At 67.2% G+C, this 26,897-nt stretch carries 26 protein-coding genes, 1 tRNA gene and 1 riboswitch; of the genes, 18 read left to right on the forward strand and 9 right to left on the reverse strand.

Going from position 1 to position 26,897, the window contains the following annotated elements; translation table 11 throughout:
* Positions 1 to 2 precede the first annotated feature (2 nt).
* Positions 3 to 2,507, forward strand: a complete 2,505-nt coding sequence (locus tag ACWGQ2_RS08550; protein ID WP_452016257.1) for an ATP-binding protein — start codon at positions 3 to 5, stop codon at positions 2,505 to 2,507.
* Positions 2,504 to 3,178 carry a response regulator gene (locus ACWGQ2_RS08555; protein ID WP_452016259.1) on the forward strand — a complete coding sequence of 225 codons (675 nt, stop codon included), beginning with the start codon at positions 2,504 to 2,506 and terminating at the stop codon, positions 3,176 to 3,178. The genes ACWGQ2_RS08550 and ACWGQ2_RS08555 overlap by 4 nt, the downstream gene beginning before the upstream one ends.
* A gap of 69 nt (positions 3,179 to 3,247) precedes the next feature.
* On the opposite strand, the gene ACWGQ2_RS08560 is transcribed toward ACWGQ2_RS08555, so the two are convergent.
* From ACWGQ2_RS08560 to ACWGQ2_RS08575, 4 genes are read right to left on the reverse strand one after another with little or no spacing between them, the layout of a single operon-like run.
* Positions 3,248 to 4,030, reverse strand: coding sequence for an ABC transporter permease (locus tag ACWGQ2_RS08560; protein WP_452016261.1), 783 nt, complete (start codon positions 4,028 to 4,030; stop codon positions 3,248 to 3,250).
* The gene (locus ACWGQ2_RS08565; RefSeq protein WP_452016263.1) at positions 4,027 to 4,812 is read right to left on the reverse strand and encodes an ABC transporter ATP-binding protein; all 786 of its coding nucleotides are present in this window, start codon (positions 4,810 to 4,812) and stop codon (positions 4,027 to 4,029) included. The genes ACWGQ2_RS08560 and ACWGQ2_RS08565 overlap by 4 nt, the downstream gene beginning before the upstream one ends.
* Entirely contained in the window at positions 4,809 to 5,189 is a 381-nt protein-coding gene (locus ACWGQ2_RS08570; protein WP_452016265.1) for a DUF1048 domain-containing protein, read from the reverse strand. Before ACWGQ2_RS08570 ends, ACWGQ2_RS08565 begins: the two co-directional genes overlap by 4 nt.
* On the reverse strand, positions 5,179 to 5,520 hold the full coding sequence (locus ACWGQ2_RS08575) for a PadR family transcriptional regulator (RefSeq protein WP_452016687.1): 342 nt from the start codon (positions 5,518 to 5,520) through the stop codon (positions 5,179 to 5,181). Before ACWGQ2_RS08575 ends, ACWGQ2_RS08570 begins: the two co-directional genes overlap by 11 nt.
* 647 nt (positions 5,521 to 6,167) lie before the next feature.
* Between ACWGQ2_RS08575 and ACWGQ2_RS08580 the strand changes: the two genes are divergently transcribed.
* The 7 genes from ACWGQ2_RS08580 to ACWGQ2_RS08610 all read left to right on the forward strand — a co-directional run bounded on the left by ACWGQ2_RS08580 (position 6,168) and on the right by ACWGQ2_RS08610 (position 12,323).
* A complete protein-coding gene (locus ACWGQ2_RS08580) occupies positions 6,168 to 6,665 on the forward strand; it encodes a MarR family winged helix-turn-helix transcriptional regulator (protein ID WP_452016267.1) in 498 nt (165 codons plus the stop codon).
* Between the two features lie 46 nt (positions 6,666 to 6,711).
* Positions 6,712 to 6,801: riboswitch (TPP riboswitch) on the forward strand.
* Positions 6,793 to 7,602 carry a hydroxyethylthiazole kinase gene (gene thiM, locus ACWGQ2_RS08585; RefSeq protein ID WP_452016269.1) on the forward strand — a complete coding sequence of 270 codons (810 nt, stop codon included), beginning with the start codon at positions 6,793 to 6,795 and terminating at the stop codon, positions 7,600 to 7,602. It overlaps the preceding riboswitch by 9 nt.
* On the forward strand, positions 7,599 to 8,288 hold the full coding sequence (gene thiE, locus ACWGQ2_RS08590; RefSeq protein ID WP_452016271.1) for a thiamine phosphate synthase: 690 nt from the start codon (positions 7,599 to 7,601) through the stop codon (positions 8,286 to 8,288). Before thiM ends, thiE begins: the two co-directional genes overlap by 4 nt.
* Positions 8,276 to 9,853, forward strand: a complete 1,578-nt coding sequence (locus ACWGQ2_RS08595; protein ID WP_452016273.1) for a bifunctional hydroxymethylpyrimidine kinase/phosphomethylpyrimidine kinase — start codon at positions 8,276 to 8,278, stop codon at positions 9,851 to 9,853. The genes thiE and ACWGQ2_RS08595 overlap by 13 nt, the downstream gene beginning before the upstream one ends.
* Before the next feature lie 51 nt (positions 9,854 to 9,904).
* Positions 9,905 to 11,077 carry a sensor histidine kinase gene (locus tag ACWGQ2_RS08600; RefSeq protein ID WP_452016275.1) on the forward strand — a complete coding sequence of 391 codons (1,173 nt, stop codon included), beginning with the start codon at positions 9,905 to 9,907 and terminating at the stop codon, positions 11,075 to 11,077.
* A complete protein-coding gene (locus tag ACWGQ2_RS08605) occupies positions 11,074 to 11,754 on the forward strand; it encodes a response regulator (protein ID WP_452016277.1) in 681 nt (226 codons plus the stop codon). Before ACWGQ2_RS08600 ends, ACWGQ2_RS08605 begins: the two co-directional genes overlap by 4 nt.
* Before the next feature lie 86 nt (positions 11,755 to 11,840).
* Positions 11,841 to 12,323 carry a hypothetical protein gene (locus ACWGQ2_RS08610; protein ID WP_452016279.1) on the forward strand — a complete coding sequence of 161 codons (483 nt, stop codon included), beginning with the start codon at positions 11,841 to 11,843 and terminating at the stop codon, positions 12,321 to 12,323.
* On the opposite strand, the gene ACWGQ2_RS08615 is transcribed toward ACWGQ2_RS08610, so the two are convergent.
* On the reverse strand, positions 12,287 to 13,027 hold the full coding sequence (locus ACWGQ2_RS08615) for a helix-turn-helix domain-containing protein (RefSeq protein ID WP_452016689.1): 741 nt from the start codon (positions 13,025 to 13,027) through the stop codon (positions 12,287 to 12,289). The two genes, ACWGQ2_RS08610 and ACWGQ2_RS08615, sit on opposite strands and share 37 nt — an antisense overlap.
* Positions 12,952 to 13,137: a hypothetical protein gene (locus ACWGQ2_RS08620; RefSeq protein ID WP_452016281.1), complete on the reverse strand. Its 186-nt coding sequence runs from the start codon at positions 13,135 to 13,137 to the stop codon at positions 12,952 to 12,954. The genes ACWGQ2_RS08615 and ACWGQ2_RS08620 overlap by 76 nt, the downstream gene beginning before the upstream one ends.
* A 69-nt stretch (positions 13,138 to 13,206) precedes the next feature.
* Here ACWGQ2_RS08620 and ACWGQ2_RS08625 point away from each other — a divergent pair, with 69 nt between their 5' ends.
* Complete coding sequence (locus ACWGQ2_RS08625; protein WP_452016283.1) at positions 13,207 to 13,614, forward strand: DUF6157 family protein; 408 nt, start codon at positions 13,207 to 13,209, stop codon at positions 13,612 to 13,614.
* Between the two features lie 13 nt (positions 13,615 to 13,627).
* Here the strand turns inward: ACWGQ2_RS08625 and ACWGQ2_RS08630 are convergent, their stop codons facing one another.
* Positions 13,628 to 14,254: a trimeric intracellular cation channel family protein gene (locus ACWGQ2_RS08630; protein WP_452016285.1), complete on the reverse strand. Its 627-nt coding sequence runs from the start codon at positions 14,252 to 14,254 to the stop codon at positions 13,628 to 13,630.
* Between the two features lie 161 nt (positions 14,255 to 14,415).
* Here ACWGQ2_RS08630 and ACWGQ2_RS08635 point away from each other — a divergent pair, with 161 nt between their 5' ends.
* From ACWGQ2_RS08635 to ACWGQ2_RS08655, 5 genes are all read left to right on the forward strand, one after another.
* Entirely contained in the window at positions 14,416 to 16,530 is a 2,115-nt protein-coding gene (locus ACWGQ2_RS08635; protein ID WP_452016287.1) for a prolyl oligopeptidase family serine peptidase, read from the forward strand.
* 72 nt (positions 16,531 to 16,602) lie between these two features.
* A tRNA-Ser gene (locus tag ACWGQ2_RS08640) sits at positions 16,603 to 16,693 on the forward strand.
* Positions 16,694 to 17,045: 352 nt separating this feature from the next.
* Positions 17,046 to 18,404 carry a magnesium transporter gene (mgtE, locus tag ACWGQ2_RS08645; protein ID WP_452016289.1) on the forward strand — a complete coding sequence of 453 codons (1,359 nt, stop codon included), beginning with the start codon at positions 17,046 to 17,048 and terminating at the stop codon, positions 18,402 to 18,404.
* 83 nt (positions 18,405 to 18,487) lie between these two features.
* Positions 18,488 to 19,693: an L-2-hydroxyglutarate oxidase gene (gene lhgO / locus ACWGQ2_RS08650; protein ID WP_452016291.1), complete on the forward strand. Its 1,206-nt coding sequence runs from the start codon at positions 18,488 to 18,490 to the stop codon at positions 19,691 to 19,693.
* Between the two features lie 95 nt (positions 19,694 to 19,788).
* Positions 19,789 to 20,808, forward strand: a complete 1,020-nt coding sequence (locus ACWGQ2_RS08655; RefSeq protein WP_452016293.1) for an aldo/keto reductase — start codon at positions 19,789 to 19,791, stop codon at positions 20,806 to 20,808.
* Here ACWGQ2_RS08655 and ACWGQ2_RS08660 read toward each other — a convergent pair.
* Complete coding sequence (locus tag ACWGQ2_RS08660) at positions 20,805 to 21,473, reverse strand: hypothetical protein (RefSeq protein WP_452016295.1); 669 nt, start codon at positions 21,471 to 21,473, stop codon at positions 20,805 to 20,807. The two genes, ACWGQ2_RS08655 and ACWGQ2_RS08660, sit on opposite strands and share 4 nt — an antisense overlap.
* A 99-nt stretch (positions 21,474 to 21,572) precedes the next feature.
* Here ACWGQ2_RS08660 and ACWGQ2_RS08665 point away from each other — a divergent pair, with 99 nt between their 5' ends.
* Both ACWGQ2_RS08665 and ACWGQ2_RS08670 read left to right on the forward strand, forming a co-directional pair.
* Positions 21,573 to 22,397, forward strand: a complete 825-nt coding sequence (locus tag ACWGQ2_RS08665) for a crotonase/enoyl-CoA hydratase family protein (RefSeq protein WP_452016297.1) — start codon at positions 21,573 to 21,575, stop codon at positions 22,395 to 22,397.
* A 128-nt stretch (positions 22,398 to 22,525) separates the two neighbouring features.
* Complete coding sequence (locus ACWGQ2_RS08670; RefSeq protein ID WP_452016299.1) at positions 22,526 to 23,197, forward strand: FadR/GntR family transcriptional regulator; 672 nt, start codon at positions 22,526 to 22,528, stop codon at positions 23,195 to 23,197.
* Between the two features lie 10 nt (positions 23,198 to 23,207).
* On the opposite strand, the gene ACWGQ2_RS08675 is transcribed toward ACWGQ2_RS08670, so the two are convergent.
* Positions 23,208 to 25,373, reverse strand: a complete 2,166-nt coding sequence (locus tag ACWGQ2_RS08675; protein WP_452016301.1) for a RecQ family ATP-dependent DNA helicase — start codon at positions 25,371 to 25,373, stop codon at positions 23,208 to 23,210.
* Positions 25,374 to 25,490: 117 nt separating this feature from the next.
* On the opposite strand from ACWGQ2_RS08675, the gene ACWGQ2_RS08680 reads away from it, so the two are divergent.
* The gene (locus tag ACWGQ2_RS08680) at positions 25,491 to 26,897 is read left to right on the forward strand and encodes a phosphomannomutase/phosphoglucomutase (protein WP_452016303.1); all 1,407 of its coding nucleotides are present in this window, start codon (positions 25,491 to 25,493) and stop codon (positions 26,895 to 26,897) included.

The following is a 26,897-nucleotide window of genomic DNA, read 5'->3' on the forward strand; positions in this document are numbered from 1 at the left end:
GGATGACGCGAGGAGAGCTCAGGGTGTTCCTGGGCGCAGCACCGGGGGTCGGCAAAACCTACAGCATGCTGGAGGAAGGCCACCGGCTGCACGATGAAGGGCAGGACGTGGTGGTGGCCGTGGTCCAGACCCACGGCCGGGCCGCCACGGCAGCTGCCGCCGAGGGGCTGGAACGCGTGCCGCAGCTGCGGCTGGAGCACCGGGGCATGCCGCTGGAGGAGCTGGACCTGGATACCGTGCTGGCCCGCCGCCCGGGCTACGCCCTGGTGGACGAACTGGCGCACACCAACGCGCCCGGGATGCGGCATGCCAAGCGCTGGCAGGATGTCGAGGCGCTGCTCGAGGCCGGGATCAATGTGCTCTCCACGGTGAACATCCAGCACATCGACTCGCTGAACGACGTAGTGGAGGGCATCACCGGCACCGTGCAGCGCGAAACTGTGCCGGATGATGTGCTCCGTTCCGCGAACCAGATCGAGCTGGTGGATCTGGCCCCGGAACTGCTGCGCCGCCGGCTCGCCGAAGGGCTGGTCTATCCGGCAGCACGGGTAGACGCCGCGCTCTCCAACTACTTCCGCGTGGGCAACCTGACCGCGCTGCGGGAACTCGCACTTCTCTGGCTGGCCGATGAGGTGGACAGCGCCCTGAACCGGTACCGCACCGAGAAGGGAATCCGCAGTAAGTGGGAAGCCCGCGAGCGCGTGGTCGTGGCGCTGACCGGCGGGCCGGAAGGGCAGACGCTGCTGCGCCGCGGTGCCCGGATAGCCGCCCGCACTGCGGGCGGTGAGCTGCTGGCCGTGCACGTCACCAACCCCGATGGGCTGCGCGAAAGCCATCCCGGAGAACTGGCCGTGCAGCGGGCCCTCGTTGAAAAGCTGGGCGGAACCTTCCACCAGGTGGTCGGAGCGGACATTCCGGGCTCGCTCGTGGACTTCGCCCGCTCCGCGAACGCCACTCAGCTGGTGATCGGCGTCAGCCGCCGCCCGCGTCTTCGGGCCCTGCTTGGCGGTCCGGGGATCGGTGCCACCGTCATCCGGCTCTCCGGGGACATTGACGTGCACATCGTGAACCACGGTGCCGCCGGCGGCCAGCGGAGCCTGCCCCGGCTTGGCGGTGCACTCAGTGCCCGACGGCGGCTGGCCGGCTTCGCGCTGGCGCTGGCCGGCGGTCCGCTGCTCACCTGGCTGCTGGTGGGGGTCAGCACCCCGGAGTCAATTACCAGCGACGTCCTTGCCTATCAGCTGCTGGTTATCCTCGTTGCACTCGCCGGCGGCATCTGGCCGGCGCTTTTCGCCGCACTGCTCTCCGGGGTGACCCTGGACTACTTCTTCATCCAGCCCCTGCACACGGTGACGGTGTCCGAGCCGCTGCACCTGTTCGCGCTGGTGCTCTACTCGGCCAATGCCATGCTGGTCAGTTTTGTGGTGGACCGCGCCGCCCGGCGCTCGCGGGCAGCCCGGCGGGCGGCGTCGGAATCCGATCTGCTGGCCGCCGTGGCCGGCAACGTCCTGCGCGGGGAAGACGCGGTTCAGGCCCTGGTAGGCCGGGTGCGGGAAGCCTTCAATCTCGACGCCGCCCGGCTGCGGTCCGGAGACACAGACCTGGCGGTGGCGGGCACCGTTTCCTGCCAGCCGAGCCACCGGGTACCCGTCGGAGCTGCTTCCCTGGAGCTGTACGGCAGCGTTCCGGCTGCAGCGGACCGGCGGCTGCTCGAAGTCATCGCGGCCCAGCTCGGCGCGGCACTGGACTACCGTGACCTCTCCGCCCGGGCCGAAGGCCTGGTCCCGCTCGCCGCCGCCGACCGCGTCCGCACGGCGCTGCTTGCCGCCGTCGGGCACGACCTGCGCCGTCCCCTGACCGCTGCAACCGCCGCCGTCACCAGCCTGCGGGCCGACGACGTGGACTGGAGCGAACGGGACACCGAGGAACTGCTGGCCACCGCCGAGGAATCGTTGGAGACCCTCTCCGCCCTGGTGACCAGCCTGCTGGACGTCAGCAGGCTCCAGGCCGGGGCCCTCGCCGTTTCGCTTGCTCCGCTGGAGGCAGCGGATTCCGTGCTGCCCGCCTTGGAGGAACTGCGGCTGGGCCCGGCGCAGGTTCAGCTGGATCTGCCGCCCGGCCTTCCTGCGGTCCTGGGTGATTCTGTGCTGCTGCAGCGGGTGCTGGTGAACGTGCTCGCCAACGCGGTGCGGTTCTCCCCTCCGCAGGAGAAAGTGGTGCTGGCCGCCAGCGAGTTCGGCGGAAAGGTCGAAATCCGCGTCATAGACTGCGGACCGGGGATTTCCCCGGAGCGCGGCGAGGAAATGTTCGTTCCCTTCCAGCGGCTCGGGGACACCGACAACCAGACCGGACTGGGGCTGGGCTTGGCAGTTGCGAAGGGATTTATGGAAGGCATGGGCGGAACGCTGGAAACGGAGAAAACACCCGGCGGCGGACTCACCATGGTGCTGGGCCTGCCGGCTGCACCGGCGCCGCAGCCGGCAGGTGCTGCGGCGGCTGCACTGTGAAGATCCTGCTGGCCGACGACGACGTCCAGATCCTCCGTGCCCTCAAGATCACCTTGGCGGCTTACGGCTATGAAGTTGTGGCGGCGTCCGACGGCGCCGCGGCGGTGCGCCGGGCGGTTGACTGCCATCCTGACCTGATGGTCCTGGACCTGGGGATGCCCGGGCTCAGCGGCATGGAGGTCATCGAAGCCGTCCGCGGCTGGAGCGCCATGCCGATCCTTGTGATCTCCGGCCGGTCCGACTCCGCGGAGAAGGTCCGCGCACTGGATCTGGGCGCCGATGATTACGTGACCAAGCCCTTCTCCGCCGAGGAGTTGCTGGCACGGATTCGTGCCTTGAAACGGCGGACGGGTTCCGCACCGGACAGCCCGGCGGTTCTCTTCGGTGACGTCTCGGTGGATCTGGCTGCGCGCCGGGTTTCCCGGATCAGCGACGGAAGCTCGATCCGCCTCACCCCCACGGAATGGCATTTGCTGGCGGTGCTGCTCAGGAGCCCGGGCCATCTGCTGACCCAGGCCCAGCTCCTGAATGACGTGTGGGGGCCGGGCACCACGGATTCCGGATACCTGCGCCTGTACATGGCGCAGCTGCGGCGGAAGCTGGAGCCGGATCCCTCGCATCCGGCCCATTTCCTCACCGAGCACGGCATGGGCTACCGCTTCCAGCCCTAGGCCCGGCTCCTGCGCCTGGGCTGTGCCTCCGTCTCGACTGCGGATCCGCGGCTGGGCTGCGGCCGCCGCCTAGGCTGCAGCTCCGCGGTTGGTCCTCCGCCGGTACACCGCGGCGGAAACGGCGCAGGCAGCAACCAGGATGCCCAGGCACCAGGCGAGGGCGGCCCAGATCTCCGGTCCAACCGGCTGGCCGGCAAAGATGTTCCGGATGGTGTTGACGATCGCGGTCACCGGCTGGTTCTCTGCGAACCAGCGCACCGGTCCGGGCATCGTGTCCGTTGGAACAAAGGCAGAGCTGACGAAGGGCAGGAAGATCAGCGGATAGGAGAATGCGCTGGCTCCCTCCACTGACTTGGCGCTCAGACCCGCGACCACTGCCACCCAGGTGAGTGCCAGCGTAACCAAGGTCAGCATGCCGGCCACGGCCAGCCAGCCGGCAACCCCTGCCCCGGTGCGGAAACCCATCGCCAGAGCCGCTCCAACCACCAGCGCCAGGGACAGCAAATTGGCCACCAGGGAGGTCAGCACATGTGCCCACAGCGCGCTGGAACGAGCGACCGGCATTGACTGGAACCGCTCAAAGACGCCGCTCTGCAGGTCTGTGAACAGCCGGAACGCGGTGTAGGCGACTCCGGACGCCACAGTGATCAGCAGGATTCCCGGCAGCATGTAATCGATGTACTCGATGGCGCCGGTATTGATCGCACCGCCAAAAACGTAGACGAACAGCACCATGATGGCCACGGGCATGACCGCCGTCGTAATGATTGTGTCCGGGCTGCGCGCTATATGGCGCAGCGAGCGCCGGGTCAGCACCGTGGTGTTGGAGTAGAAGTGGGTTGCCGCCGTCATGGTGCTGTCCCTTCAGGTGTTCCCCCGCCTGTGATTGCCAGGAAAATCTCCTCCAGCGTTGGCTGTTTCTCCACGTATTCGACCCGCGGTGAGGGAATCAGCTGCCGGAGTTCGGCCAGGGTGCCGCTGGCAATGATCTGCCCGCCGTGCAGGACGGCGATGCGGTCAGCCAGCTGCTCGGCTTCTTCGAGGTACTGCGTGGTGAGCAGTACGGTGGTTCCCTCCCGTGCCAGCTGCCGCACCGTTTCCCACACCTCCAGGCGCCCTTCGGGATCCAGCCCGGTTGTCGGTTCGTCCAGAAACACCACTTCCGGGCTGCCGATCAGGCTCATGGCGATGTCCAGCCGCCGGCGCATGCCGCCGGAATAGGTGGAGACTCTCCGTTCTCCGGCTTCCGTCAGCGAGAAGCGTTCCAGGAGCTCATCCGCTACCAGGCCCGGGTTTGGAACCTGCCGCAGCTGGGCTACCAGCACCAGATTCTCCCGGCCGGTCAGGACGTCGTCGACTGCGGCGAATTGGCCGGTGAGACTGATGGCTGCGCGGACCTCCGCGGCCTGGCCTACGACGTCGAACCCCGCCACCGCGGCGGTTCCGGCATCCGGTCTCAGCAGCGTGGACAGGATCCGGACCAGCGTCGTTTTACCTGCCCCGTTCGAGCCGAGCAGGGCGAAAACGCTCCCGGGCTCCACCTCGAACTCCACCCCGCGCAGGACCTGCAGGTCCTTGAAGCCCTTATGGAGATCCTGAACCTGAACAGCCCGCTCCGCAGGCTGCGCGGTCATGGCTGCCCTCCCCCGGTGCTTCCCCCACCCTCCCGTTCGGCTTCCTCGATGGCCGCGGTGAGCCGCTGCCTTTCCTTGTTGATCCACTGGGCGTCGGAGTAGTTGCGCAGGAAGTCCTCTGCGAACTCCACGGGGTCCTCACCCACAATCGCCCGAACCGGTGTCCCATCTGCCGCGCCCCGCTCGAACAGGTCAGCCAGGTCCTCGTACATGTTCACCATCACGTCACCCCGGGTGAGGGCACCGGCGTACATCAGGTAGCGTTCCACGGCCTCGGCCGCCGTCCGGTATCCGGGCGGAAGCGCCTTCACCCGGTTTTTGTATTCCCGCCAGCGGCGCTTGTCGCCGAAGTCGCCCAGAATCTTCTCAGCCCACATGGTTGTTTCCCTCCTCGCGGAGCTGTTCCAGCCGGTCCGAGAGGAAGCTCCAGGTCCTCCAGAACTCGTTGAGATAGTCCTGTCCCGCGCGGGTGAGTGAGTACATTTTGCGCGGCGGTCCCTTTTCGGAGGGAACTTTCACCACGTCCACCAGCCCGCGCTGTTCTACTCGGATGAGGAGCGCGTAGACGGTGCCCTCGGCAATGTCCGAGAACCCCTCATCCCGCAGCCAGGCAGTGATTTCATACCCGTAGGCGGAGCGGCCGGAGAGGAAAGCGAGCACAATGCCCTCCAGAACCCCTTTCAGCATCTCCGTCGCCTGCCTGCCCATCGCATCCCTCACTACCTAGCGTTATTGACTACCACTACCTAGTAAGAAAGAGTAGCACTGCGGATGCAAGAGGTCCGGGAAAGTTTTTTGGTTTGCTGTCGGGCTCCGGGCGCGCGCTCGGAAGCGGCGCCGGCGTAGTGGGGGCCATGCAGGCGCTCCGGGGGGCGCTGGACGTGTTCGGCACGTCCTACGCGGGGCTCGGTTCCCGGAGTCGGGGCATCCTGTGTGTCGATAACGCTCTTTAGCGGCAACGCATTTCATCCTGTGTTGCAGTAGCGTCGTTATGCCGTGTTCAAAGGGACGGTACTGCAACACAAGATTCTGCGGGCAGGGCCCAAACAGCGGTATTGCAGCACAGGACGCGTGCGCCCGAACGGGGAACAGCATTATTGCCCCACAGGACGCCGGCGAATGCCAGGGAAACAGCGTTGCTGCGACACAGGATGGCTGCCATGGGCAGGGGGCTCCATGGGCTGAGGATCACCCCCACCCAGCCCCCGGTGCCGGCTCCAGGCCCCCGGCTCCAGGCCCCCGGTGCCCCCCCTCCCGGTGCAGGCCCCAGGCTCACTGTCTCATTAGGTGGACACACAGATTATTTGCGCACTAGAACATCTACTCGCCCGCATGGCGGGACTAAGATGTTCCCCATGACCAGAGGCAACATCACAAAGGACAGCGCTGCCGTTCTGCCCGGAGGCCTCGGCTGGGACTTGGGCATGCTCGCGGGCTGCTACCAGTCACGGATGGAATCGGCCCTGGAAGGCACCCCCGGCGGGCTGCGCGGATTCCAGGTCCTCCGGGCGGTGGTTCATTTTGATCCGCCGAACCAGCAGGCACTCGGTGCCCATCTGGGCATCGACCGGACGGTCCTGACTTACCTGATTGACGCCCTGGCAGCGGCCGGCGAAGTTGAACGCGTTCCGGACCCGGCCGACCGCCGGGCGCGGAAGGTCGTGGCCACCCATGCCGGGCGTGCCCGGCTGGCAACCTGCGAGAAACAGATTGCCGCTGAAGAGGCAGCGCTGCTGTCCGGACTCGAACCCGCAGACGCGGACCTGCTGCGAACCCTGCTGCACCGTCTGGCCAGCCAGGCCCACCAGCCGGCGTCGGGCAGCAATCCCTGCGTCTCCATGGACGCCGCCTAGCCCGGACACAGACTGGCCATTTGCCCGCCGACTTCGTAGAGTCGGCTGTAGTGACACGGGGTGCCGCAAGGCTGAGATGAGACCCGTCGAACCTGATCTAGTTAGAACTAGCGAAGGGATGTCGCCGATGACTATTGGCCTGACACCATTTTCCGTATCCACCCTCCTTTCCCGCGTGCGCAGCGAACCGCCGCTGGTGCAGTGCCTGACCAATACCGTGGTTACTAACTTCACCGCCAACGTCCTGCTCGCGCTGGGCGCCGCCCCAGCCATGACGGACATTCCCGGTGAAGCCGGGCCCTTTGCCCGCATCGCCTCCGGGGTGCTGGTCAACCTTGGCACCCCGCACGCCGAGCAGCGCACTGCAATGCTGGAGGCCGCAGAAGCCGCGAACGACGCCGGCACCCCCTGGGTCCTGGATCCCGTGGCGGTGGGCAGCCTCCCGGTCCGCACTGCCCTGGCCGCCGAACTGCTGGCGCTGCGGCCCACAGCTGTACGCGCCAACGCGTCCGAAATCATTGCACTGGCCGGCCTGGGCGCCGGCGGCCGCGGAGTGGATGCCACGGACAATCCCGAAGATGCCCTGCCTGCGGCCGAGCTGCTTGCGGCGAAGTATGGCTGCGTCGTGGCGGTTTCCGGGCCCACGGACGTCATTACCGACGGCGAATCCACCGTTCGGATCAGCAACGGAGATGTGCTGCTGACCAGGGTGACCGGTGGCGGCTGCGCCCTTGGTGCCGTCACCGCCGCTTTCCTCTCCGCAGCGGACGACGGCGGCAACCTCACTGCCGCTGCGGCCGCCACAGCTGCCTACACCATTGCCGCCCAGCAGGCCGCAGCCGTTGCAGCCGGACCGGGTTCCTTCGCTCCGGCGTTCCTGGACGCACTGGCGGCCCTCTCTGATGCGGACATCAACACCCTGCTGGTGGCGGCATGAGCGCCGGCGTGCAGTCCGAACTGGTCCGGCGGCCCCGTGCCCTGGCCCGGAACACCGGCATCCACCTGGTCACCGACACTGTGCAGTGCGGGGAACGGGGTGTTGCCGCCGTGGCCGCTGCTGCCGTGGCCGGCGGTGTGCGCACCGTCCAGGTCCGGGAGAAGCATGCCTCCGCGGCGGAATTCTACGCGCTGGTGCGCGCTGTGGCCGACGCCGTTGGTGACCGTGCCCTGGTGCTGGTGGATGACCGGGTGGACATCTATTTGGCCGCGCGTGCAGCCGGCGCCCGGGTACACGGCGTCCATGTGGGCCAGAGCGACCTGCCTATCACTTCCGTGCGCTCGCTCGTGGGCCCGGACGCCGTCGTTGGCCTGACCGCCAACACACCCGCGCACCTCGACGCGGTGCGGAAGCTCGCGCCCGGAACGGTGGACTATCTCGGTGCCGGGGTCATTCATCCCACCAGCACCAAACCGGATCATCCTGCCCCGCTGGGTGTCGACGGGTTCCAGGCCTTCGCGTCCGCGGCTCCGCTCCCGTGTGTGGCCATCGGCGGGATCGGATTGTCCGACATCCGGGACCTGCGCGCCGCCGGAGCGTCCGGCGCCGCCGTCGTCTCCGCCATCTGCACCGCCGCGGATCCGCAGCGCAGCGCCGAGGAACTGGTGGCAGCGTGGGAGAAGTGAACGTCCGGGACGTTCCGCGGATCTTGAGCATCGCCGGAACCGATCCCACCGGCGGCGCCGGAATCCAGGCGGATCTGAAGTCCATCGCTGCCAACGGCGGGTACGGCATGGCCGTCACCACGGCGCTGGTCGCGCAGAACACGCACGGCGTCCGCTCCGTGCACACCCCGCCGGTTGAGTTCCTGCGCGAGCAGCTGGACGCGGTGAGTGACGACGTCGTTATTGACGCAGTGAAGATCGGCATGCTGGGCAGCAGCGCCGTCGCCCTGACGGTGGGCGCCTGGCTGGCGGATGTCCGTCCTCCGGCCGTGGTGCTGGATCCGGTGATGGTGGCCAGCAGCGGTGACAGGCTGCTCAGCCCCGACGCCGAGGACGCCCTGCGCAGGCTCCTGCACCGGGTGGATCTGGTCACCCCAAATCTCCCTGAGCTGGGCGCGCTGCTGGAGGAAGAGCCGGCGCAGACCTGGGAGCAGTCGCTGGACCAGGGACGCCGGCTTGCTGCTGGCTATGACACGGCAGTGCTGGTCAAGGGAGGGCATCTCGCCGGAGCGGCCGCTCCGGATGCGCTGGTGATGCCCGACGCCGCGGGCGGATTCACGGTTTCCGAGTTCAGTTCCGTGCGGGTCAGCACCAAAAACACCCACGGCACCGGCTGCTCGCTCTCCTCCGCGGTGGCGACCCTGTTCGCCCGGACCGGGAACTGGGTGCGCGCATTGGAGGGTGCGAAGTCCTGGCTGCAGGAAGCCCTTGAAACCGCAGATGAGCTGGAGGTGGGTACCGGGCACGGCCCCGTGAACCACTTTGCCGGGATCTGGCAGCGCGGACTTGCTCCGCTGCCCGTCCCGGCCGGATCCGGTGTTCCTCCCGCCGGCGAGCGCACAGCGGAGCTCTGGGCCCGGACAGCGGATGTACGCTCGCAGATTGACGCTCTGGACTTTGTCCGGGGCCTCGGCGACGGAACCCTGGACCAGGCACTCTTTGCCCGCTACCTCGTCCAGGACGCGATCTATCTCCGCGGCTATTCCCGGGCCCTGGCCCGCGCCAGCGAACTGGCGCCCACCCTTCAGGAGCAGCTCTTCTGGGCAGAGAATGCCAGCGGGGCACTGGAGGCCGAGCTGGAACTGCACCGGAACTGGCTCGCCGCCAATTCCGGTGCCGGCGCCGTCGACGGCACAGAGGACGGCGGCAGCACCGGCGTCGGGCAGCTTCCAGCGGACCCCGCAAAGGGCCTGACTGCCGGTCCGGTGACCCGCGGCTATATGGATCACCTGCTGAGGCGGCACGCCGATGACCGGGTGGAGTACGCACGGCTGGTGGGAGCGGTGCTCCCCTGTTTCTGGGTCTACGCGGACGCCGGTGCTGCACTGGCCGCCGGGAACCATCCGCTGCATCCGTACCGGGAGTGGCTGCACACCTACGCCGACCCGGCCTTTGCCGCGGCCACCGTCCGTGCCGTCGGGATCCTGGAAACCGTGCTTGCCGGTGAGGACGCCCAGCGCCGCGCTGCGGAGGACGCGTTTGCTGCATCCGTGCAGTGGGAACACGACTTCTTCGCGGCCGGCTGACTGTTCCCCGGGCCCCTCCCGCGGCGCAAATGCCCGCCGTACCATGGGCAAATGGCAGCCTCTGGTGCCGTTCCCGCCGCGGGCAGGGCAGCCCCTGCACCCTGGGTCTACGACGCCCTCCTGGCGGCGGGAGTGTCACTGATCCTGGCAGCATTCATCGCAGCCGATATTCAGGAGACCCGACCTCCGGTCTGGGCGTATCTCTGGGCAGCGGGGTTCGGCGCGCTGATGTTCATCCGCCGCAGCTATCCAACGCTTGTGGTGGTGCTCTCCGGCGTCGGCTTCGTTGCGTACTACGCGTCGGGGTTCACGACCATCGGCACAGCAGTACCGATGGCCGCTGCAGTGTTTTCCGCAGCCGAATGCGGGCGGCTCACCGCTGCCATCGCCGGGTCCGCAGCCGTCACCGTCATCTCGATCGGCTACCGCCTGGCCAGCGGCCAGGAACCGGCCTTTGTACTCGGATATGACCTTCCGCAGAACCTGCTGATCCTGGCGGGTGCCATTGCCCTGGGCGACAGTCTCCGCGCCCGGCGGACCCTGCAGCGCCAGGCCGGCACCATCGCCCAGCTCACCGCAGAGCGGTACCGGCTCGATGCGCAGGAACGCCTCGCCGCGGAACGCCTTGAAGTGTCACGGGAGCTTCACGACTCGATCGGCCACTCCCTGGCCGTGATCTCACTGCACACCGAAGTCGCCAGGGAAGCACCGGAGGAGGACGCAAAGACCCGGAATACGTCCCTGGACGTCATCCGCTCCACCACCGCAGACGCCGTAGCCGAGCTGAAGCGCACCGTCGCCGGACTGCGCAGCGGCTCTCCCCCGGCAGCCGGCACGCACGGCCTGGATTCGCTGGACTCAACGCTTGCGTCCGCCCGTGCTGCCGGGCTGGACATTACTCTGCAGAACGGTGTCCAGTCGATGCTTCCCGTCTCCGTGCAGTCCACCCTGTACCGGATCATTCAGGAATCCATCACCAACGCCGTCCGCCACTCCGCCGCCGGCAAAATGCTGGTCCGTCTCCAGGAGTCAGAAGGGGCCGTGAGTGTTTGGATTACGGATGACGGCGCCGTCCCCCGGGGCCTGCCTGTCCCCGAGGCTGCGCCGGGTTTCGGACTCGCCGGGCTGCGGGAGCGGGCTGAGGCCCTCGGCGGGGAATTCGGCGCCGGATGGACACCCAGCGGCTTCCGGGTTGAAGCGTCGCTGCCGTTGGACACGCCATGATCTCCGTTGTGCTGGTTGACGACCAGGATCTGGTGCGCGCCGGACTACGCACCCTGCTCGGCAGCGCCGGGGATATCCGGGTGGCAGGCGAGGCGGCGGACGGCCGACGCGGGTTTGACGCCGTGCTCAGGCACCGGCCGGATGTGGTGCTGATGGACATTCGCATGCCCGTGCTGGACGGCATCGCTGCGACCCGCCTGATCCGCAGCGAGGAAGACCTGGCCGGTACCCGGGTTCTGATCCTGACAACGTTCGACGACAACCGCGACGTCGTCGAAGCAGTCCGGGCCGGGGCCGCCGGATACCTCATGAAGGACGCCGCCGGTCCCGAGCTGCGCGACGGCGTCCGGCGGGTGGCAGCCGGGGAAAAGCTGCTTGCGCCCACCGTCCTCGGCCGGCTGCTGGATATTGTTGCTGCCGCGCCCCCGGTACCGGAACCGGACCCGCGGCTGGGCCTGCTCAGCGAGCGGGAGCTTGAGGTCCTGATCCGTGTTGGCCACGGGGACACCAACGAGGAAATCGCCGGCGCCCTGTTCATCAGCCCGGCGACATCCCGCACCTATGTGAGCCGTATTCTCGGCAAGCTGGGAGCCCGGGACCGCACCGAACTGGCGGTGCTGGCGCACCGTTCCGGGCTGGTTTCCCCGCCGCACCCCCGTGGAGCCGAACCGGGCTGAGCGGCCTGGACTGTCGCCTGGCGGCGACCTGCGTTGACGCCTTCAGCACGACGCGCCTCAGCCTGGTCCGGCCCTACGGTGGCCGCATGACTGGATACCCCATCCCCAACAATCCGTCCCGCCGGCGCCCGTACTTCTTCGGGATGCCGCTGCTGCTTATGGCGGGCCTCGCGCTGCTGGGCCTGCCCCGTGTGGTGCTGCACGACCTGCATTTGATCGGTGAACGCTCACCGGTCACCTGGTTCCTGGCACTGTTTCCCGTGGCCGTCTGGATCACTGTGACCGTGCTGGTCCGCTCGCCGCGCCCGTTCCTGACTGTCCTGGTTATCGGCCTGATGTTCGGCGTCCTGCTTGTCATCACCCATCAGCTGCTCTGGGATGCCGCCTTCTCCGGCAACGCACCGGAGGTGGGCAGCGGCCCGGTGGCTGAGATGATCCCGCGCATCGCCGCCGTTCCGGGCGGGCTGATGACAGGGGCCGCCATCGGAGCTGTCGGCGGGCTGTTTGCTCTGGCGGGCACTGCCCTGCGCGGTCAGAGGTCCATGAGTGCGCGGACGCTCCGGCGGTAGGCGCCCGGCGTAACGCCGGTGGCTTCGCGGAATTCCTTTGTCAGGTGCGCCTGGTCCGTGAAGCCCAGCCGAGCGGCGATCTCCGTGAGCTGGTCCCCGCCGTCGAGCACAAAAGCCTGTGCAGCTTCCTGCAGCCGGATCCTCCGCAGAGCCTGTTTGGGACCAATCCCCAAGGTGGCGGACATGGCACGCTGGATGGTCCGCTCGCTGACCGCAAACCGCCTGGTGAGCGGAGAACTGGCCCGGTGATATGCCAGGGAGCGGAGCTCGGCGAGGATGCCGTTCGCTAGGCGGTGTGATTCCGGCGGCGGCTTCCGGGCAAGCTGCTCCCGGATCAGGGTGTTGGCTGCACCGGCCCGGGCTTCCGCGGACTCTTCCTTGGCAATGCGCTGCATCAGTTCGTGCAGGCCGGGGTCGAGTCCGGGGGTCACCGGCAGGGTCTGGTTGGCGAGGCCTCCGGGTTTCAGCGAAGAGAGCACGGCGAGCCCGGCGGGCCGGAGCCCGACGGCGAAAACCCGTCCGGTTCCCTGAATACGCCGGAACCAGGCCCGGCGGTGAAGGCCCGTGATAACCAGGGGCGCCGGCACATCGCCTTCTTCGATCGAAAGGCTCACCGCCGGCAGGTCAATCACGGCCTGGTCGATGGATTCATCCCGGTCGAGGTTCCAGCTGACCGTCCAGTACTGGTCAACAGCAACGTCCAGGTCCGGGCAGGCTCGATCCAGCGCGCGTCATACCGGACCAGGTTCACCGGATCCAGCACACCGGTCAGCTCATCCGGGTGCATCCTGCGCTCAGGGTTCAGCTCTGTCACCGGGTTCCTCCTTCCCCGGTGTCGGGTTTTGCCAAGACGCCCGGTCCCCGGATGTTCGAAGATAGCCGCATGACGACCAATTACACAGACACCTTCATCCAGGTAGCCGGCGACAGCCCGGCACAGTCCGCAAAAACCCCGCCGGAGGGAAAAGCCGCCCCCACTATCGCGCAGCTTCAATACGAACTGCTCATCGCTGCGCCCTACTCCATGACCTCAGACGACCTACTCTTCGAAGTGCACGCCCGGCGGCAGGGCATCGCCGATGCTGACCGGGATCAGGCCCGCCTGGAGTACTTCGCGAAGCCGCTGGCCTGCCTGCGGTCCTCTCCGCTGGGCAAACAATACGGCTGGGGCATCCACCACGATTCTCAGAGCAGGGTCGCGCTGGTCCCGCTGGGCAGCCCGGAGTATCTGGAGTTCGCCGGCGATGCCGGTCTGCGCCAGGTCCACGCTATGCGCTCCAAACGGCAGTAGGCGGCGTGACCGGTCAGTCGCCCGCGGACGCCACCGTGCGCCCGGCCAGCGGAATCCGCCAGCCATAGCGCAGGGACAGGATCCGGAGAGCAAAAACCAGCACCGCCACTGCAATGCCGATCGCAGGGTTGAACAGACCCGCCACTGACAGCCCGGAAGCCAGGCCGGCACCGAGCATGGCCGGGACGGCGTAGACGCCGCGCGGGTTGAAAAGCTGCGGTACCTCATTGGCGACGACATCGCGCAGCAGACCGCCGCCAACCGCCGTCGTCACCCCGAGCAGTGCGGCGGAGACCGGATGCAGTCCTGCAGCGAGTGCGGTGAGCGTTCCGGTCACGCAGAACAGGGCCAGCCCCGCGGCGTCGAACACCAGCAGGGTGCGCCGGTAGCGTTCCACGCCCAGAGCGTGGGTGAACACCAGGGCGGCTGCCAGAAAGGGAGGCAGCAGGTAGACCGGGTCGGCGAATGCCCGCGGCACGCCCTGGTCGATGATCAGGTCCCGTGCCACTCCTCCCCCAAGTCCTGCCAGGGAACCGAGCAGCAGGGATCCAACGACGTCGAAGTTCCGCCGGGCGGCGAGCAGCGAGCCGGAGACGGCGAAAAAGAATATCCCGATGAGGTCGAGGATCATCAGAGTCATGGCAGGTCTCCGCAGGTAGGGGCTACAGCGTACTATCCTGCCAGTCCCGCAGCCATGCCTTGGCGGTGAACGGAAACAGCCGGGTCCTTAGCCCCGTGGTTCTGTCATTCCTGTGCCCCGCCTCACAAGCCAATGTCACCTGACGCCCCTAGGATGGGCTCATGACTTCCGCGAGCGCAGAAACCCCGCAGGACACCGAGGACGAATTCCTCTGGCTGGAGGATATCTATGGGGACAGGCAGCTGAACTGGGTCAAGGCGCAGAACGCCGAGACCGAGGCGCTGCTCTCCGCCACCGGCTTTGAACAGACCGAAGAACGGCTGCTCGAAGTCCTGGACTCCACTGACCGCATCCCGATGGTGGTCAAGCGCGGGGACTGGTATTACAACTTCTGGCGGGACGCTGAGCATCCCAAGGGTCTCTGGCGGCGAACCACCTGGGAGAGTTACACCGGCCCCGCCACCGAGTGGGAGGTCCTGCTGGATGTAGACGCACTCAGCTCCACGGAGGACACCGAATGGGTCTGGGGCGGCGCACGGTTCCTGCGGCCCGAGGACGGCAACTCTTACCGCAGGGCTCTGGTGATCCTCTCCCCCGACGGCGGGGACGCCTCCCGATACCGGGAGTACGACGTCGTGGACCGCGCCTTTGTGCCCGGCGGCTTCGACCTGCCGGTGGCCAAGACCCAAGTGTCATGGGTCGGAGAAGACACCCTGTACGTCGCCACGGACTTCGGCCCGGGCAGCATGACCACGTCCTCCTATCCGCGCACTGTCCGCACGCTGCACCGCGGAGAAAAGCCCGGGGATGCCCAGCTCTACTTCGAAGTGCCCGAGGACCACATGATGGGGTACGTCCACCATGACCAGACCCCGGGCTTCGAGCGGGACCTGGCCGTGGACATCATCGACTTCTACGACAGCATCACCTACCTTCGCCAGGACGGGGACTGGACCCGGATCGACGTTCCGCTGGATGTGAACGTTGACCTGCACCGGCAGTGGCTGGTCATGCGCCCGCGCACCGACTGGCTGGTCGGTGACACTCTGCATAAGGCCGGTTCGCTCCTGGCAGCGGACCTGGCGGATTTCCTGGCCGGCGGCCGGAACCTGCGCACTCTGTTCACGCCCGAACCCACAGTCTCGCTTCAGTCCTGGAGCTGGACCCGCGATTACCTGCTGCTGAACCTGCTGCGCGACGTCTCCTCCGAGATCCAGGTACTGGATCCTGGCGCGGACTGGTCCGCGGCAGAACTCGATGCCTGCCCGCCGCTGCACTCCGTGGATGCCTACGCCGTGGACGATGAGGACGAGGCAGCCGGGAACGACTACTGGCTGGTCAGCACCGGCTTCACCACCCCGTCCACGCTCTCCCGCGGCACCCTGGGCAAACCGGGGAAGCCCGCTGCACCCATCAAGACTTCCCCGGCGTTCTTCGATGCCTCCAGTTGCACGGTGGAGCAGCACTTCGCCGTGTCCAAGGACGGCACCCGGGTGCCGTACTTCCAGGTGGGACATAAGGACATGGTGCTCGACGGCGGCAACCCCACCGTGCTGTCCGGTTACGGCGGATTCGAACAGGCCCTCACCCCTGCCTACTCCGGCGTTGTGGGACGCGGCTGGCTCGAGCGCAGCTACACGGACGATTCCGGCGTCCTCCGGCGCGGAGTCTATGTGCTGGCCAATATCCGCGGCGGCGGTGAGTACGGACCGGACTGGCACCGTGCCGCCCTGCAGCAGAACCGGCACCGGGCATACGAGGACTTCGCCGCCGTCGCCCGGGACCTTACGGAACGCGGAGTCACTTCCCGCGAGCACCTGGGCTGCACCGGGCGCAGCAACGGCGGCCTGCTGGTGGGGAACATGCTCACCCTGTACCCGGAACTTTTCGGCGCCGTGTCCTGCGGTGTGCCGCTGCTGGACATGCGCCGATACACCAAGCTCTCCGCGGGTGCGTCGTGGATCGCCGAGTACGGTGATCCGGATGATCCCCAGCAGTGGGAGTTCATCAAAACCTTCTCCCCGTACCACCTGCTCCGTGAAGACGTGCAGTACCCGCCGGCGCTGATCTGGACGGCCACCAGTGATGACCGGGTGGGGCCCGTCCAGGCCCGCAAAATGGCGGCCCGGATGAAGGCTCTGGGTGTGGACCGGGTCTGGTTCCACGAAGCACTGGAGGGCGGTCACGCCGGAGCTGCGGACAACCGCCAGTCCGCGCGAATGCATGCGATGTCCTATGAGTTCCTCTGGGAAACGCTGACCGGCCGTCTCTCCTGAACCTGTTTTGCCGAAAGCACCCCGTTGTGGGTAGTCTTGACAGGCTGGCAGCGTGAGTTTGCCAGGGCAATTGGAGACGTGCCAGAGCGGCCGAATGGGCTTCACTGCTAATGAAGTGTGGGCCTAAAGCCCACCGGGGGTTCAAATCCCCCCGTCTCCGCCAACGTGCTGACACCCCGGTCTTCGGACCGGGGTGTCTTCATATCCGATCAATTGCATGAAGGGCAGGTGAACCGCACGCATGGACGACGGAAACAGTCGATCTACCGAACCGCGCGGGCCTCGCCTTCGCCCGGGGAACCTTACCTTCGCGCCCTCCCGGCTCTAAACGATTTCCTGCCGTTTTGCGGCAGTCTCCGGGACGGCCACGCAGATCAGCTGCGTGCCCCTCGATTCCCTCCGGCCTGAACCCGTGCGGTTGCGGCAGCGCTCCGAGACAGCACATTCATTCCCCGCACGCTCCGCGGCTACACCGCGGCTTTCTTAGGTGCGCCCCCTCAGGAGGGAACCGGATCATGATCAAATCACCCACTCTTTCGTTCGACGCCAGCGCCGAGCGGCTCGCTGAAGCACTCAGCCAGAACAGCATGCCCCTGGTTGCCCGGGCCCTTGAGCCCCTGGACGTTGCCGAGACCCTTGAACAGCTGGAACGGCTGAACACCATCGACCGGGCACTGGCTTACCGCACGTTGCCCAAGGGACGTGCGGTTGAGGTCTTCGAGCGCCTGGACGCCCGGCTGCAGGCTGACCTGGTGACCGGGTTGCAGGATGCGCAGGTGGCTGAGGTCTTTGCTGCCCTGAGCCCGGATGACCGGGTGGCACTGCTCGACGAGCTGCCGGCGTCGGTGGCCAACCGCCTGATCCTGGGACTCAGCGAAAAGGAGAGGGCCCTCACCAGCACGGTCCTTGGCTACCCGCAGGGTGCAGTGGGACGCTACATGAGTCCCCAGTTCGTCACCACCCACCCGGATATGACAGCTGCCCAGGCCCTGGGCCGTGTCCGAACCCGGCTCGACGACGCCGAGAGTATCTACACGCTTCCCGTCACCGATGAGAGCCGTCATCTGGTGGGCGTGGTCTCGCTGCGGGACGTGCTGCGCGCCCCCGAATCCGGCCTGGTCACGGAGTTCATGAAGGAACCCCTGTCCGCCCCTGCCACAATGGACGCGGAGGAAGCAGCCCGGTACTGCGCTGACGCCAAGGTCCTGGTTTTGCCGATCGTCGATGCGGAAAACCGGCTCGTCGGGATTCTGACCGTGGATGATGCGCTCAGGATTCTTGAGGACGCCGAAAGCGAGGATGCCGCACGGGCCGGCGGTGCCGAACCGCTGCGCCGCCCGTATCTTGCCACCCCGGTGCGCAGCATCGTCCGGGCCCGGGTGGTGTGGCTGCTGGTCCTGGCAGTCGGCGCCACGCTGACGGTGAAGGTCATGGGCACCTTTGAAGCTACCCTCGCCGAACAGGTGGTCCTTTCCCTCTTTATTCCGCTGCTCATCGGCACCGGAGGGAACACCGGCAACCAGGCAGCCACCACCATCACCCGAGCTTTGGCGCTGGGCGATGTCCGGCCCAGGGACGTGTTCAAAGTTGTTGCCCGCGAGGTCCAGGTAGGGGCCTGGCTTGGCCTGCTCCTCGGCGGGCTGGGGTTTGCCGTTGCGGCCACCATCTTCACAGTGCCCCTCGGCCTGGTGATCGGGGTGACGCTGCTGGGTGTCTGCACCATGGCAGCCGCCGTAGGCGGTCTTATGCCGCTGCTGGGCAAGGCCCTGCGCGTGGATCCTGCAGTGTTCTCCAATCCGTTCATTTCCACCTTCGTCGACGCGACCGGACTGATCATCTATTTCCTGGTAGCCGCGGCCATTCTGGGACTTTGACAGGGAAGTTCCCCTCCCCGGGTGCCCCGTCTCCCGCCCGTGGCCCTCTACACTCACCTCAGGACCAGCGGGAGGACACTGGAGTGGGCGAACAACGCATAGCCATCATCGGCGGCGGCATCGTGGGCATTGCCCTTGCCCGGGCACTAACCATCCGCGGGCTCGGGGAAGTCACCGTCTTCGAAAAGGAAACCCGGCTGGCCACCCACCAGACAGGCCACAACTCCGGAGTGGTCCACGCCGGGCTGTATTACAAACCGGGGTCGCTGAAGGCCCAGCTCTGCGCTGACGGCAGGCAGCGGATCCGGGACTACTGCCAGGAGAAATCCCTGCCCTACCGCGAGGTGGGCAAGCTCGTGGTGGCCGTGGATGAGGCAGACCTCCCCGCCCTGGCGGACATCGAGTCCCGTTCCCTTGCCAGCGGCGTTCCCGGCCTGACCCGCATTGACGACCCCGCGAAGCTCCGCGAGATTGAACCCCATGTGGCCGGTATCGCTGCCGTCCACTCGCCGTGCACCGCCGTCGTCGACTACGCCGCCATCACCGAGGCCATGGCCCAGGACGTGCGCACCGCCGGCGGCACCATCCAGCTGGGACAGGAAGTGACCGGGCTCTACACGGAGAACGGCCGGGTGCGTGTCCGGACCGCGGTCTCCGAGCAGCTCTTCGACCAGGTGATCGCCTGCGCAGGCCTGCAGTCCGACGTCGTGGCCCGGCTCGCCGGAGCGGACCCGTCGCCGAAAATCCTGCCGTTCCGCGGCGAATACTGGGAGCTCAGCCCCACTAAGAACCACCTGGTCAACGGGATGATCTATCCGGTCCCGGATCCGGCGTTCCCGTTCCTGGGTGTGCACTTCACCCGCGGGGTCTACGACGACATCCATGTGGGCCCCAACGCCGTCCCCGCCCTCGCCCGCGAGGGGTACAGCTGGGGAAAAATCTCCGTGAAGGACACCCTGGAGTCGCTGCGCTGGCCCGGGGCGCGGCTGCTGGCAAGGCGGTACTGGAAGATGGGCCTGGACTCAGTGGGCGAATCGCTGTTGAAGCCCGTCTACTTCTCACGTGCCCGCCGGTTCATTCCAGAGCTGAGGCCCTCCGACCTCACGGCCAAAACGGCTGCCGGTGTCCGCGCCCAGGCATGGGGCCGAGACGGCTCCCTTGTCGATGACTTCGCCGTGGACCGGCGCGGACCGGTCACACTGCTGCGCAACGCCCCCTCGCCCGCAGCGACGTCGTCCCTGTCCATTGCCGACTACCTGATCGGGAACTACCTGTTCCCGGGAGCCTGAACCCCGGCCACCGCCGGCACGCCACCTGTTCCGTGCCGCGGGATGGGGCTTAGGCTGGAGCGCACCACCACGAACCGGTTCGGAAGGAAATACCCATGGAGATGCGCCTGCTGGGCAAGAGCGGCACGATTGTCAGCAACTACGCCCTGGGCACCATGACGTTCGGCAATGAGACGGATGAAAAAACCTCGCACCGGATGCTCGAGGACTATCTGGCAGCCGGCGGTAACTTCATCGACACGGCAGACATTTACAACGAAGGCGCCTCTGAAGAGATCGTCGGCAAATGGCTGCATGCCAACCAGACGGCCCGCAACACCATGGTGCTGGCGACCAAGGCCCGCTTTCCCACCGGTGAAACCGCGAACGACGCCGGCAACTCCCGCCGTCATCTGCGCAGGGCCCTGGAGGCCTCGCTGCGGCGGCTCGGGGTGGACCACATCGACCTGTACCAGCTGCATTCCTGGGATCCGCTCACGCCGCTGGAAGAGAGCCTCGGCTTCCTTCAGGACGCTGTCACCGCCGGTCTGATTAGTTACTACGGTTTCTCCAACTTCACCGGCTGGCAGCTCACCAAGGCCGTGTGGATGGCGAAACTGCACAATTGGCGGGCTCCGGTGACCCTGCAGCCGCAGTACAACCTGCTGGAACGGGAAATCGAATCCGAGATTGTGCCGGCAGCGCTCGACGCCGGACTTGGACTGCTCCCCTGGTCGCCGCTGGCAGGCGGCTGGCTGACGGGCAAATACCACCGGGAGACCGTTCCATCCGGCAACACCCGCGTCGGCGAGAACCCGGCACGGCAGTTCCAGGGCTGGGACCTTCGCAGCTCCAATCCGCAGACCTGGGAGGTTCTGGATGCCGTGCACCAGATCGCCTCGGCCCACGGAGCGACGCCGGCACAGGTGTCTCTGGCCTGGCTCGCCGGCCGGCCCGGCGTAACGTCAGTGATTCTTGGTGCCCGGACTCCGGACCAGCTGGACGGCAATCTGCAGGCAGCGCAGCTGGAACTGACCCCGGCGGAAACCCGGATGCTGAATGATGCCAGTGCTCCGAACGTGGGCAACTACCCCTACGGGCACGATGGCCGGAACCAGCGGGCGCGGACGCTTTAGAAGTCTTCGGGGCGCAGGTTCTGCGCCCAGCGGCTGATCTCGGCGTCGTCGGGGGCGGCCGGTTCCTTGTCCTTCGCCTTGTCCTGCGGCTTGTCCTTCCCGGCTGCGCCGGTGCCGGCTGCGGCCGGGGTTGCGCCGGCGCTGCGGGGAGCAGCGTCCCGGGTAGCGGCGTCGCGCGCGGCAGTCTCCTGTCCCGCCTGGTCTTCCGGAGCAGCTTCCTTCGCCGGCTCTGCAGCCTCAGCGGGCGCGGAGTCAGCAGCTGGCGCGGCTGCGGCCGGTGGCTGTTCCTGCTGTTCGGGCCGCGGCTGGGGGCGGGTGAATGGAACCGGGTGTGAGGCCATGGAGGCTACCGCGGCGCTGGCGGCGCGCAGGCCGCAGCCGGTGTTCTGGGCATAGATCTGGATGGCGCGGATTGGCTGGCCCTGGGCAATGGCGGCGTACACCTGCTGGTGACCCTTTTCGTCCAGCTGGGCCACGGCTTCGCGTGCAGCCTCCAGGGATGTTCCGGCTGGGGTGCGGAGGGGTTTTGCCGAGTTGCCGGCGCTGGGCTGCTGCTTCGGTTTCTCAGCTGCCGGGCGGCCGGCACGCTTGCGCTGGGCGCGTCCGACCAGAAAGTTCACGAGCACGATCGCAGCGACGAACAGGACAATGACCACAAACTCCATACCTTGATCCTAGCTTTTTCCCGGCTGCCCAAGACGCGCCGCCGGTATATTGGCGCGCAGGACACATCCGGGGCTACCCGCCAACCACGTAAGGACGCCATGAAAACCGATTCCGAACTGCGCTCCCTGCACGTCACACTCAACGGTCCGGTGGCCGAGGTGCAGCTGATCGGCCCCTCAAAGGGCAATGCCATGGGCCCGGATTTCTGGACCGAGCTTCCGGAGGTGTTCGCGGAACTGGACGCCAGCGAGGACGTCCGCGCCGTCCTGCTCTACGGGTCCGGGGAGAATTTCAGCTACGGCCTGGACCTGCCCGGCATGGAACCGGTGTTCCGTCCGATCCTTCAGTCGCGGGGTACGGATGCGCGGCTGCGCGCGGAGTTCCGGCTGAAGATCAAGGCGCTGCAGGATGCCGTGAGTTCCGTGGCCCGCTGCAGCAAGCCGGTTATTGCAGCTGTGCAGGGATGGTGCATTGGCGGCGGGATTGACGTCATTTCGGCTGCGGACCTCCGAATCGCAGCCCCCGGCGCCCGGTTCAGCATCCGGGAAGTCCGCGTCGGCATTGTGGCGGACCTCGGCTCACTCCAGCGGCTTCCGGCCATTATCGGTTCCGGCGCCACCCGGCATCTGGCGCTCACCGGCGAGGACTTCGACGCCGTCCGTGCCCGTGACCTGGGTCTGGTCACAGAACTGGCGGACGACGTCGTCGGGCGCGGCCGTGAGCTGGCAGCGCAGATCGCTGCGAACCCGCCACTGGTGGTGCAGGGTGTGAAGCAGGTCCTGAACCAGGGCAGCGAGCCGGCTGCGCAGGCCGGGCTGGACTACGTGCAGGTGTGGAACACGGCCTTCCTGCCCAGCCGTGACTTCGCCGAAGCCGGCGCTGCCTTCGCCGAGCGCCGTCCCGCCGTCTTCACCGGCGACTAATCCCTGCACCCCGGCCCCCCTCCCCTAACATCGAGAGGCCAGTTACGGCTCTTTTCAGCCCTGAAAGGAGCCGTAACTGGCCTCTCGATGGGGGAAGGGGCGGGGACGGGCAGAACTAGACTTGGGGCATGGCAGTAACGGACGAGGCGATCACCAAAATCAAGGCAATGCTCATCAGCGGTGAGCTGAAGGCCGGTGACCGGATTCCTCCGGAGAAGGATCTCAGCGAACGCCTTGGCCTCTCCCGCAGTTCGCTGCGCGAGGCGGTCAAGGCTCTGGAACTGGCCCGGGTGCTGGATGTACGCCGCGGCGACGGCACCTACGTCACCAGCCTCGAGCCGGCCATCCTGATGGAAACCATGTCATTCGTGGTGGACCTGCATCAGGAAAGAGCAGCCGCAGAGCTGCTGGAAGTGCGGCGCATCCTGGAACCGGGGTCAGCCTCCCTGGCCTCCCGCCGCATCACCGAAGACGCAGCCACGGAGCTCAGAGCATGTGTGGCAGATGTGGAGGAGGACTCCAGCGTGGAGGACCTGATTGCCCACGACCTCGCGTTCCACGCCCTTGTTGCCAAAGCCTCCGGCAACGCCTACCTGCACGGCCTGCTCGAAGGGCTCTCCGCCGGCACCCTGCGCGGCCACATCTGGACCGGCCTGATGCAGGACAAAGCAGTGTCCGCCACCCTCGCCGAGCACGCGGCCATCGCCGAGGCCATTGCCGCCGGGGACCCGGATCTGGCGCGCGCCCTGATGACAGTGCATGTCAGCGGCGTTGAGTCGCGCGTCCGCACCGCCGCCTAGCCAACCCGGGCTACGCCTTCAGCGCCAGCACAAACGGCAGCACGGATTCCGCCCCGGCCAGGCGCAGGGTGCGGCCCGCTTCGGTGAGCGTCCACCGGCTGTCCGCAAAGTCATCCACCAGCAGCACCGGTCCCGGGTTAGCGGCAAACCAGGCAGCACCCTCGGCCGGTACGGCGAACTGCTCCCAGACCGACGCCAGACGGAACGCACTGTTGCCGCCCGGACCGCCCGTCGGCCCCCCGTGTGGCAGCTGCAGGGCTCCCAGGTACGGGATGCGGCCCAGCTCCGAGAGCCCCTGGGCCAGGGAGCCCACCAGCTGCGGCCGGGACCGGCTGGGCACGGAGACAATCGCGACGGGCCGCTGGGACCAGCCCCACTGGGCGAGGACCTGGACACAGCCGTTGAGCAGTGACTGGTCCACCGGGGCGTCCTCTGCGCCGGGACCAAAGATCTCTCGCAGCCGTCCGCCCCAGCCGAGGTCTGTCAGGCGTGCCAGCGCGCGTCCGGTGGAGACGACGGCGTCGGGCTTGATTTTGCCCTTGACCGGCACGCCCAGGCGGTCCATGCCGGTGGGGTACATCCCGCGCGGATCAATGTCCACGCCCACCCGGGAGAGCGCCTGCCCGGCGCTGTCCGCTGCCTCGGTGGCGACGTCGTCGGAGTACCAGCGGCCGGCGCAGTTGTCGCAGCGTCCGCAGGGAGCGGCCGCGGGATCATCCAGCTGCCGGGACAGGAACTCCATCCGGCAGCCGTCCGTGTTTTCGTAATCCAGCATGGCCTGCTGTTCCCGAACCCTGGCTGCGGCGATCCGCTCGTAACGCTCCCGGTCATAGGTCCAGGGCCGTCCTGTCCCCCGCCAGCCGCCGGTGACGCGTTCGACGGCGCCGTCCACGGCCAGTACCTTCAGCAGCAGTTCCAGCGGGGAGCGCTTCAGGTTTACGAGGGTTTCCAGGGCGCCGGTGGAGAGCACCGATCCGTCGGCCAGTTCACGCAGCACCGCGTTGGCCGGTCCTTCAGAGGGCATGGAGGATGTAGCGAAGTACTCCCAGATGTCCCGGTCCTCAGAACCGGGCAGCAGCAGCACGTCAGCGTTGGGGGTACCGCGGCCGGCTCGGCCCACCTGCTGGTAGTACGCCACGGGAGAGGACGGCGCGCCCAGGTGAACCACAAAGCCAAGATCAGGTTTGTCGAAGCCCATTCCCAGTGCACTGGTCGCTACCAGTGCCTTGACCTCGTTGTTCTTCAGCGCAGCTTCGGCGGCTTCACGGTCTGCCGGGTCAGTCCGGCCGGTGTACGCGAGGACCGGATGCCCCGCTTTTTGCAGCAGCCGTGCGGTGTCCTCCGCGGCAGAGACGGTCAGCGCGTAGATGATGCCGCTGCCGGGCAGGTCATTCATGTGGGTCAGCAGCCAGGCCAGCCGGCTGCGCGGACTGGGCAGCCGCAGCACCCCCAGCCGCAGGGAGTCCCGGGCCAGCGCCCCGCGGATGGTGAAGACCTCCTCGCCGCCGGCAGCGAGCTGCTCCTCTACATCCTTGACCACGCGTGAGTTGGCCGTGGCCGTGGTTGCGAGGACCGGCACAGAGTGCGGCAGCTGTTCGATCAGGTGCCGGATGCGGCGGTAGTCCGGCCTGAAATCGTGGCCCCAGTCGGAGATGCAGTGCGCTTCGTCGATCACCAGCAGCCCGGACCGGCGAACCAGTTCGGGCAGGTGGTTCTCCCGGAAACCCGGGTTGTTCAGCCGTTCCGGGGAGACAAGAAGCACATCGACGGTGTCCGCTTCCAGCTGCGCGGAGATATCCTGCCACTCCAGCTGGTTGGCAGAATTGATGGCTGCGGCACGCACGCCTGCCCGGGCGGCGGCGGCAACCTGGTCCCGCATCAGGGCCAGCAGCGGGGAAACAATCAGGGTGGGGCCGGCGCCCCGTGCCCGCAGCAGCAGGCTGGCGACGAAGTACACAGCGGACTTGCCCCAGCCGGTGCGCTGGACCACCAGCGCCCGCCGTCCGCCGCGCACCAGCGCCTCAATCGCCTCGTACTGGCCTTCGTGGAACTCGGCGTCGTCCCGGCCCACCAGGGCACGCAGCAGCGCTGTTGCCTCCGCGCGCAGAGCGGCGGGGTCGTCGGGTTCCCGGGAAGCCAGCGGGGCGGACGGATTCTGGGCGGATACAGGTTCCATACCCTCCACTATTCCAGCCGCCACGGACAGGATCCGACGCCGCAGGGGGAGATTGTGGAAAAGACCTCACCCGCTGCCTGCCCCGGCCCGCTGCGCGCCCCCTATAGACTGCAAGGCGTGACTACTGCATACGATCTTTCCGCGTCCTTCAAGGCTTACGATGTCCGGGGCGTTGTTGGCGAGACCATAACCCCGGAAATCGTCAAGGCTGTTGGCGCTGCCTTTGTCGATGTCCTTGGCCTGGCCGGGGAGACCGTCCTGGTGGGCGGTGACATGCGCCAGTCCTCACCCGAATTCATCAAGGACTTCGCTTCCGGAGCCACCGCACGCGGTGCCTACGTGCTGCTGCTGGACCTGATTTCCACCGACGAGCTGTACTACGCCTGCGGCTCGCTCAACGCGGCTGGTGTGACTTTCACCGCCAGCCACAACCCGGCCCAGTACAACGGCATCAAGATGGCCAAGGCGGGGGCGATTCCCATCTCCTCTGAAACCGGGCTGAAGGAAATCCAGGCCGCGGCGGAACGTTACCTGAACGCCGGCATGATCGACTCCGTGGAGACCCCGGGGCAGATCAGCGTGCGCGATGTCCTCGGTGACTACGCCGCGTACCTCCGCGAGCTGGTGGACCTGCGCGGCATCCGCCCGCTGAAGGTGGTGGTGGACGCCGGCAACGGCATGGCGGGCCTGACCACCCCGGCAGTGCTGGGCGACTCCATCCTTCCGGGCCTGCCCCTGGACATCGTGCCGCTGTATTTCGAACTGGACGGCTCGTTCCCGAACCACCCGGCCAATCCGCTGGAGCCGGAGAACCTGCGGGACCTCCAGGCCGCCGTCGTCGAGCACGGTGCTGACCTGGGCCTGGCGTTCGACGGCGATGCTGACCGCTGCTTTGTCATCGACGAACTCGGCGCCCCGGTGAGCCCTTCGGCGATCACCGCGCTGGTGGCACGCCGCGAGATCCTCCGCGCTCAGGCCTCCGGTGAGGAACGCCCGGTCATCATCCACAACCTGATCACTTCCCGGGCCGTCCCCGAACTGGTGGAAGCTTCAGGCGGCCGCGCAGTGCGCACCCGTGTGGGCCACTCCTTCATCAAGGCGCTGATGGCGTCCGAGGGCGCCGTCTTCGGCGGTGAGCACTCCGCGCACTACTACTTCCGCGACTTCTACAACGCGGATACCGGCATGCTGGCCGCCATGCACGTCCTGGCTGCCCTGGGCGAACAGGACCTGCCGCTCTCTGACCTCGCCCGCGAATACGAGCCCTACTTCTCATCCGGCGAGATCAACTCGAAGCTCGACGACGTCCAGGCCGCCGTGGACCGCGTCCGTAACGAATACGACCGCGCAGCCGTCACCGTGGATGAGCTGGACGGATTGACTTTCACCGCAGATGACGGACAGTGGTGGTTCAACCTCCGCGCGTCCAACACCGAACCCTTCCTCCGGCTCAACGCCGAGGCAGAGGACCTTTCCACTATGGAAATGGTCCGCGACCGTGTACTTGAACTAGTAAGGAAATGA

Source organism: Arthrobacter sp. NPDC055585, from assembly GCF_053619115.1.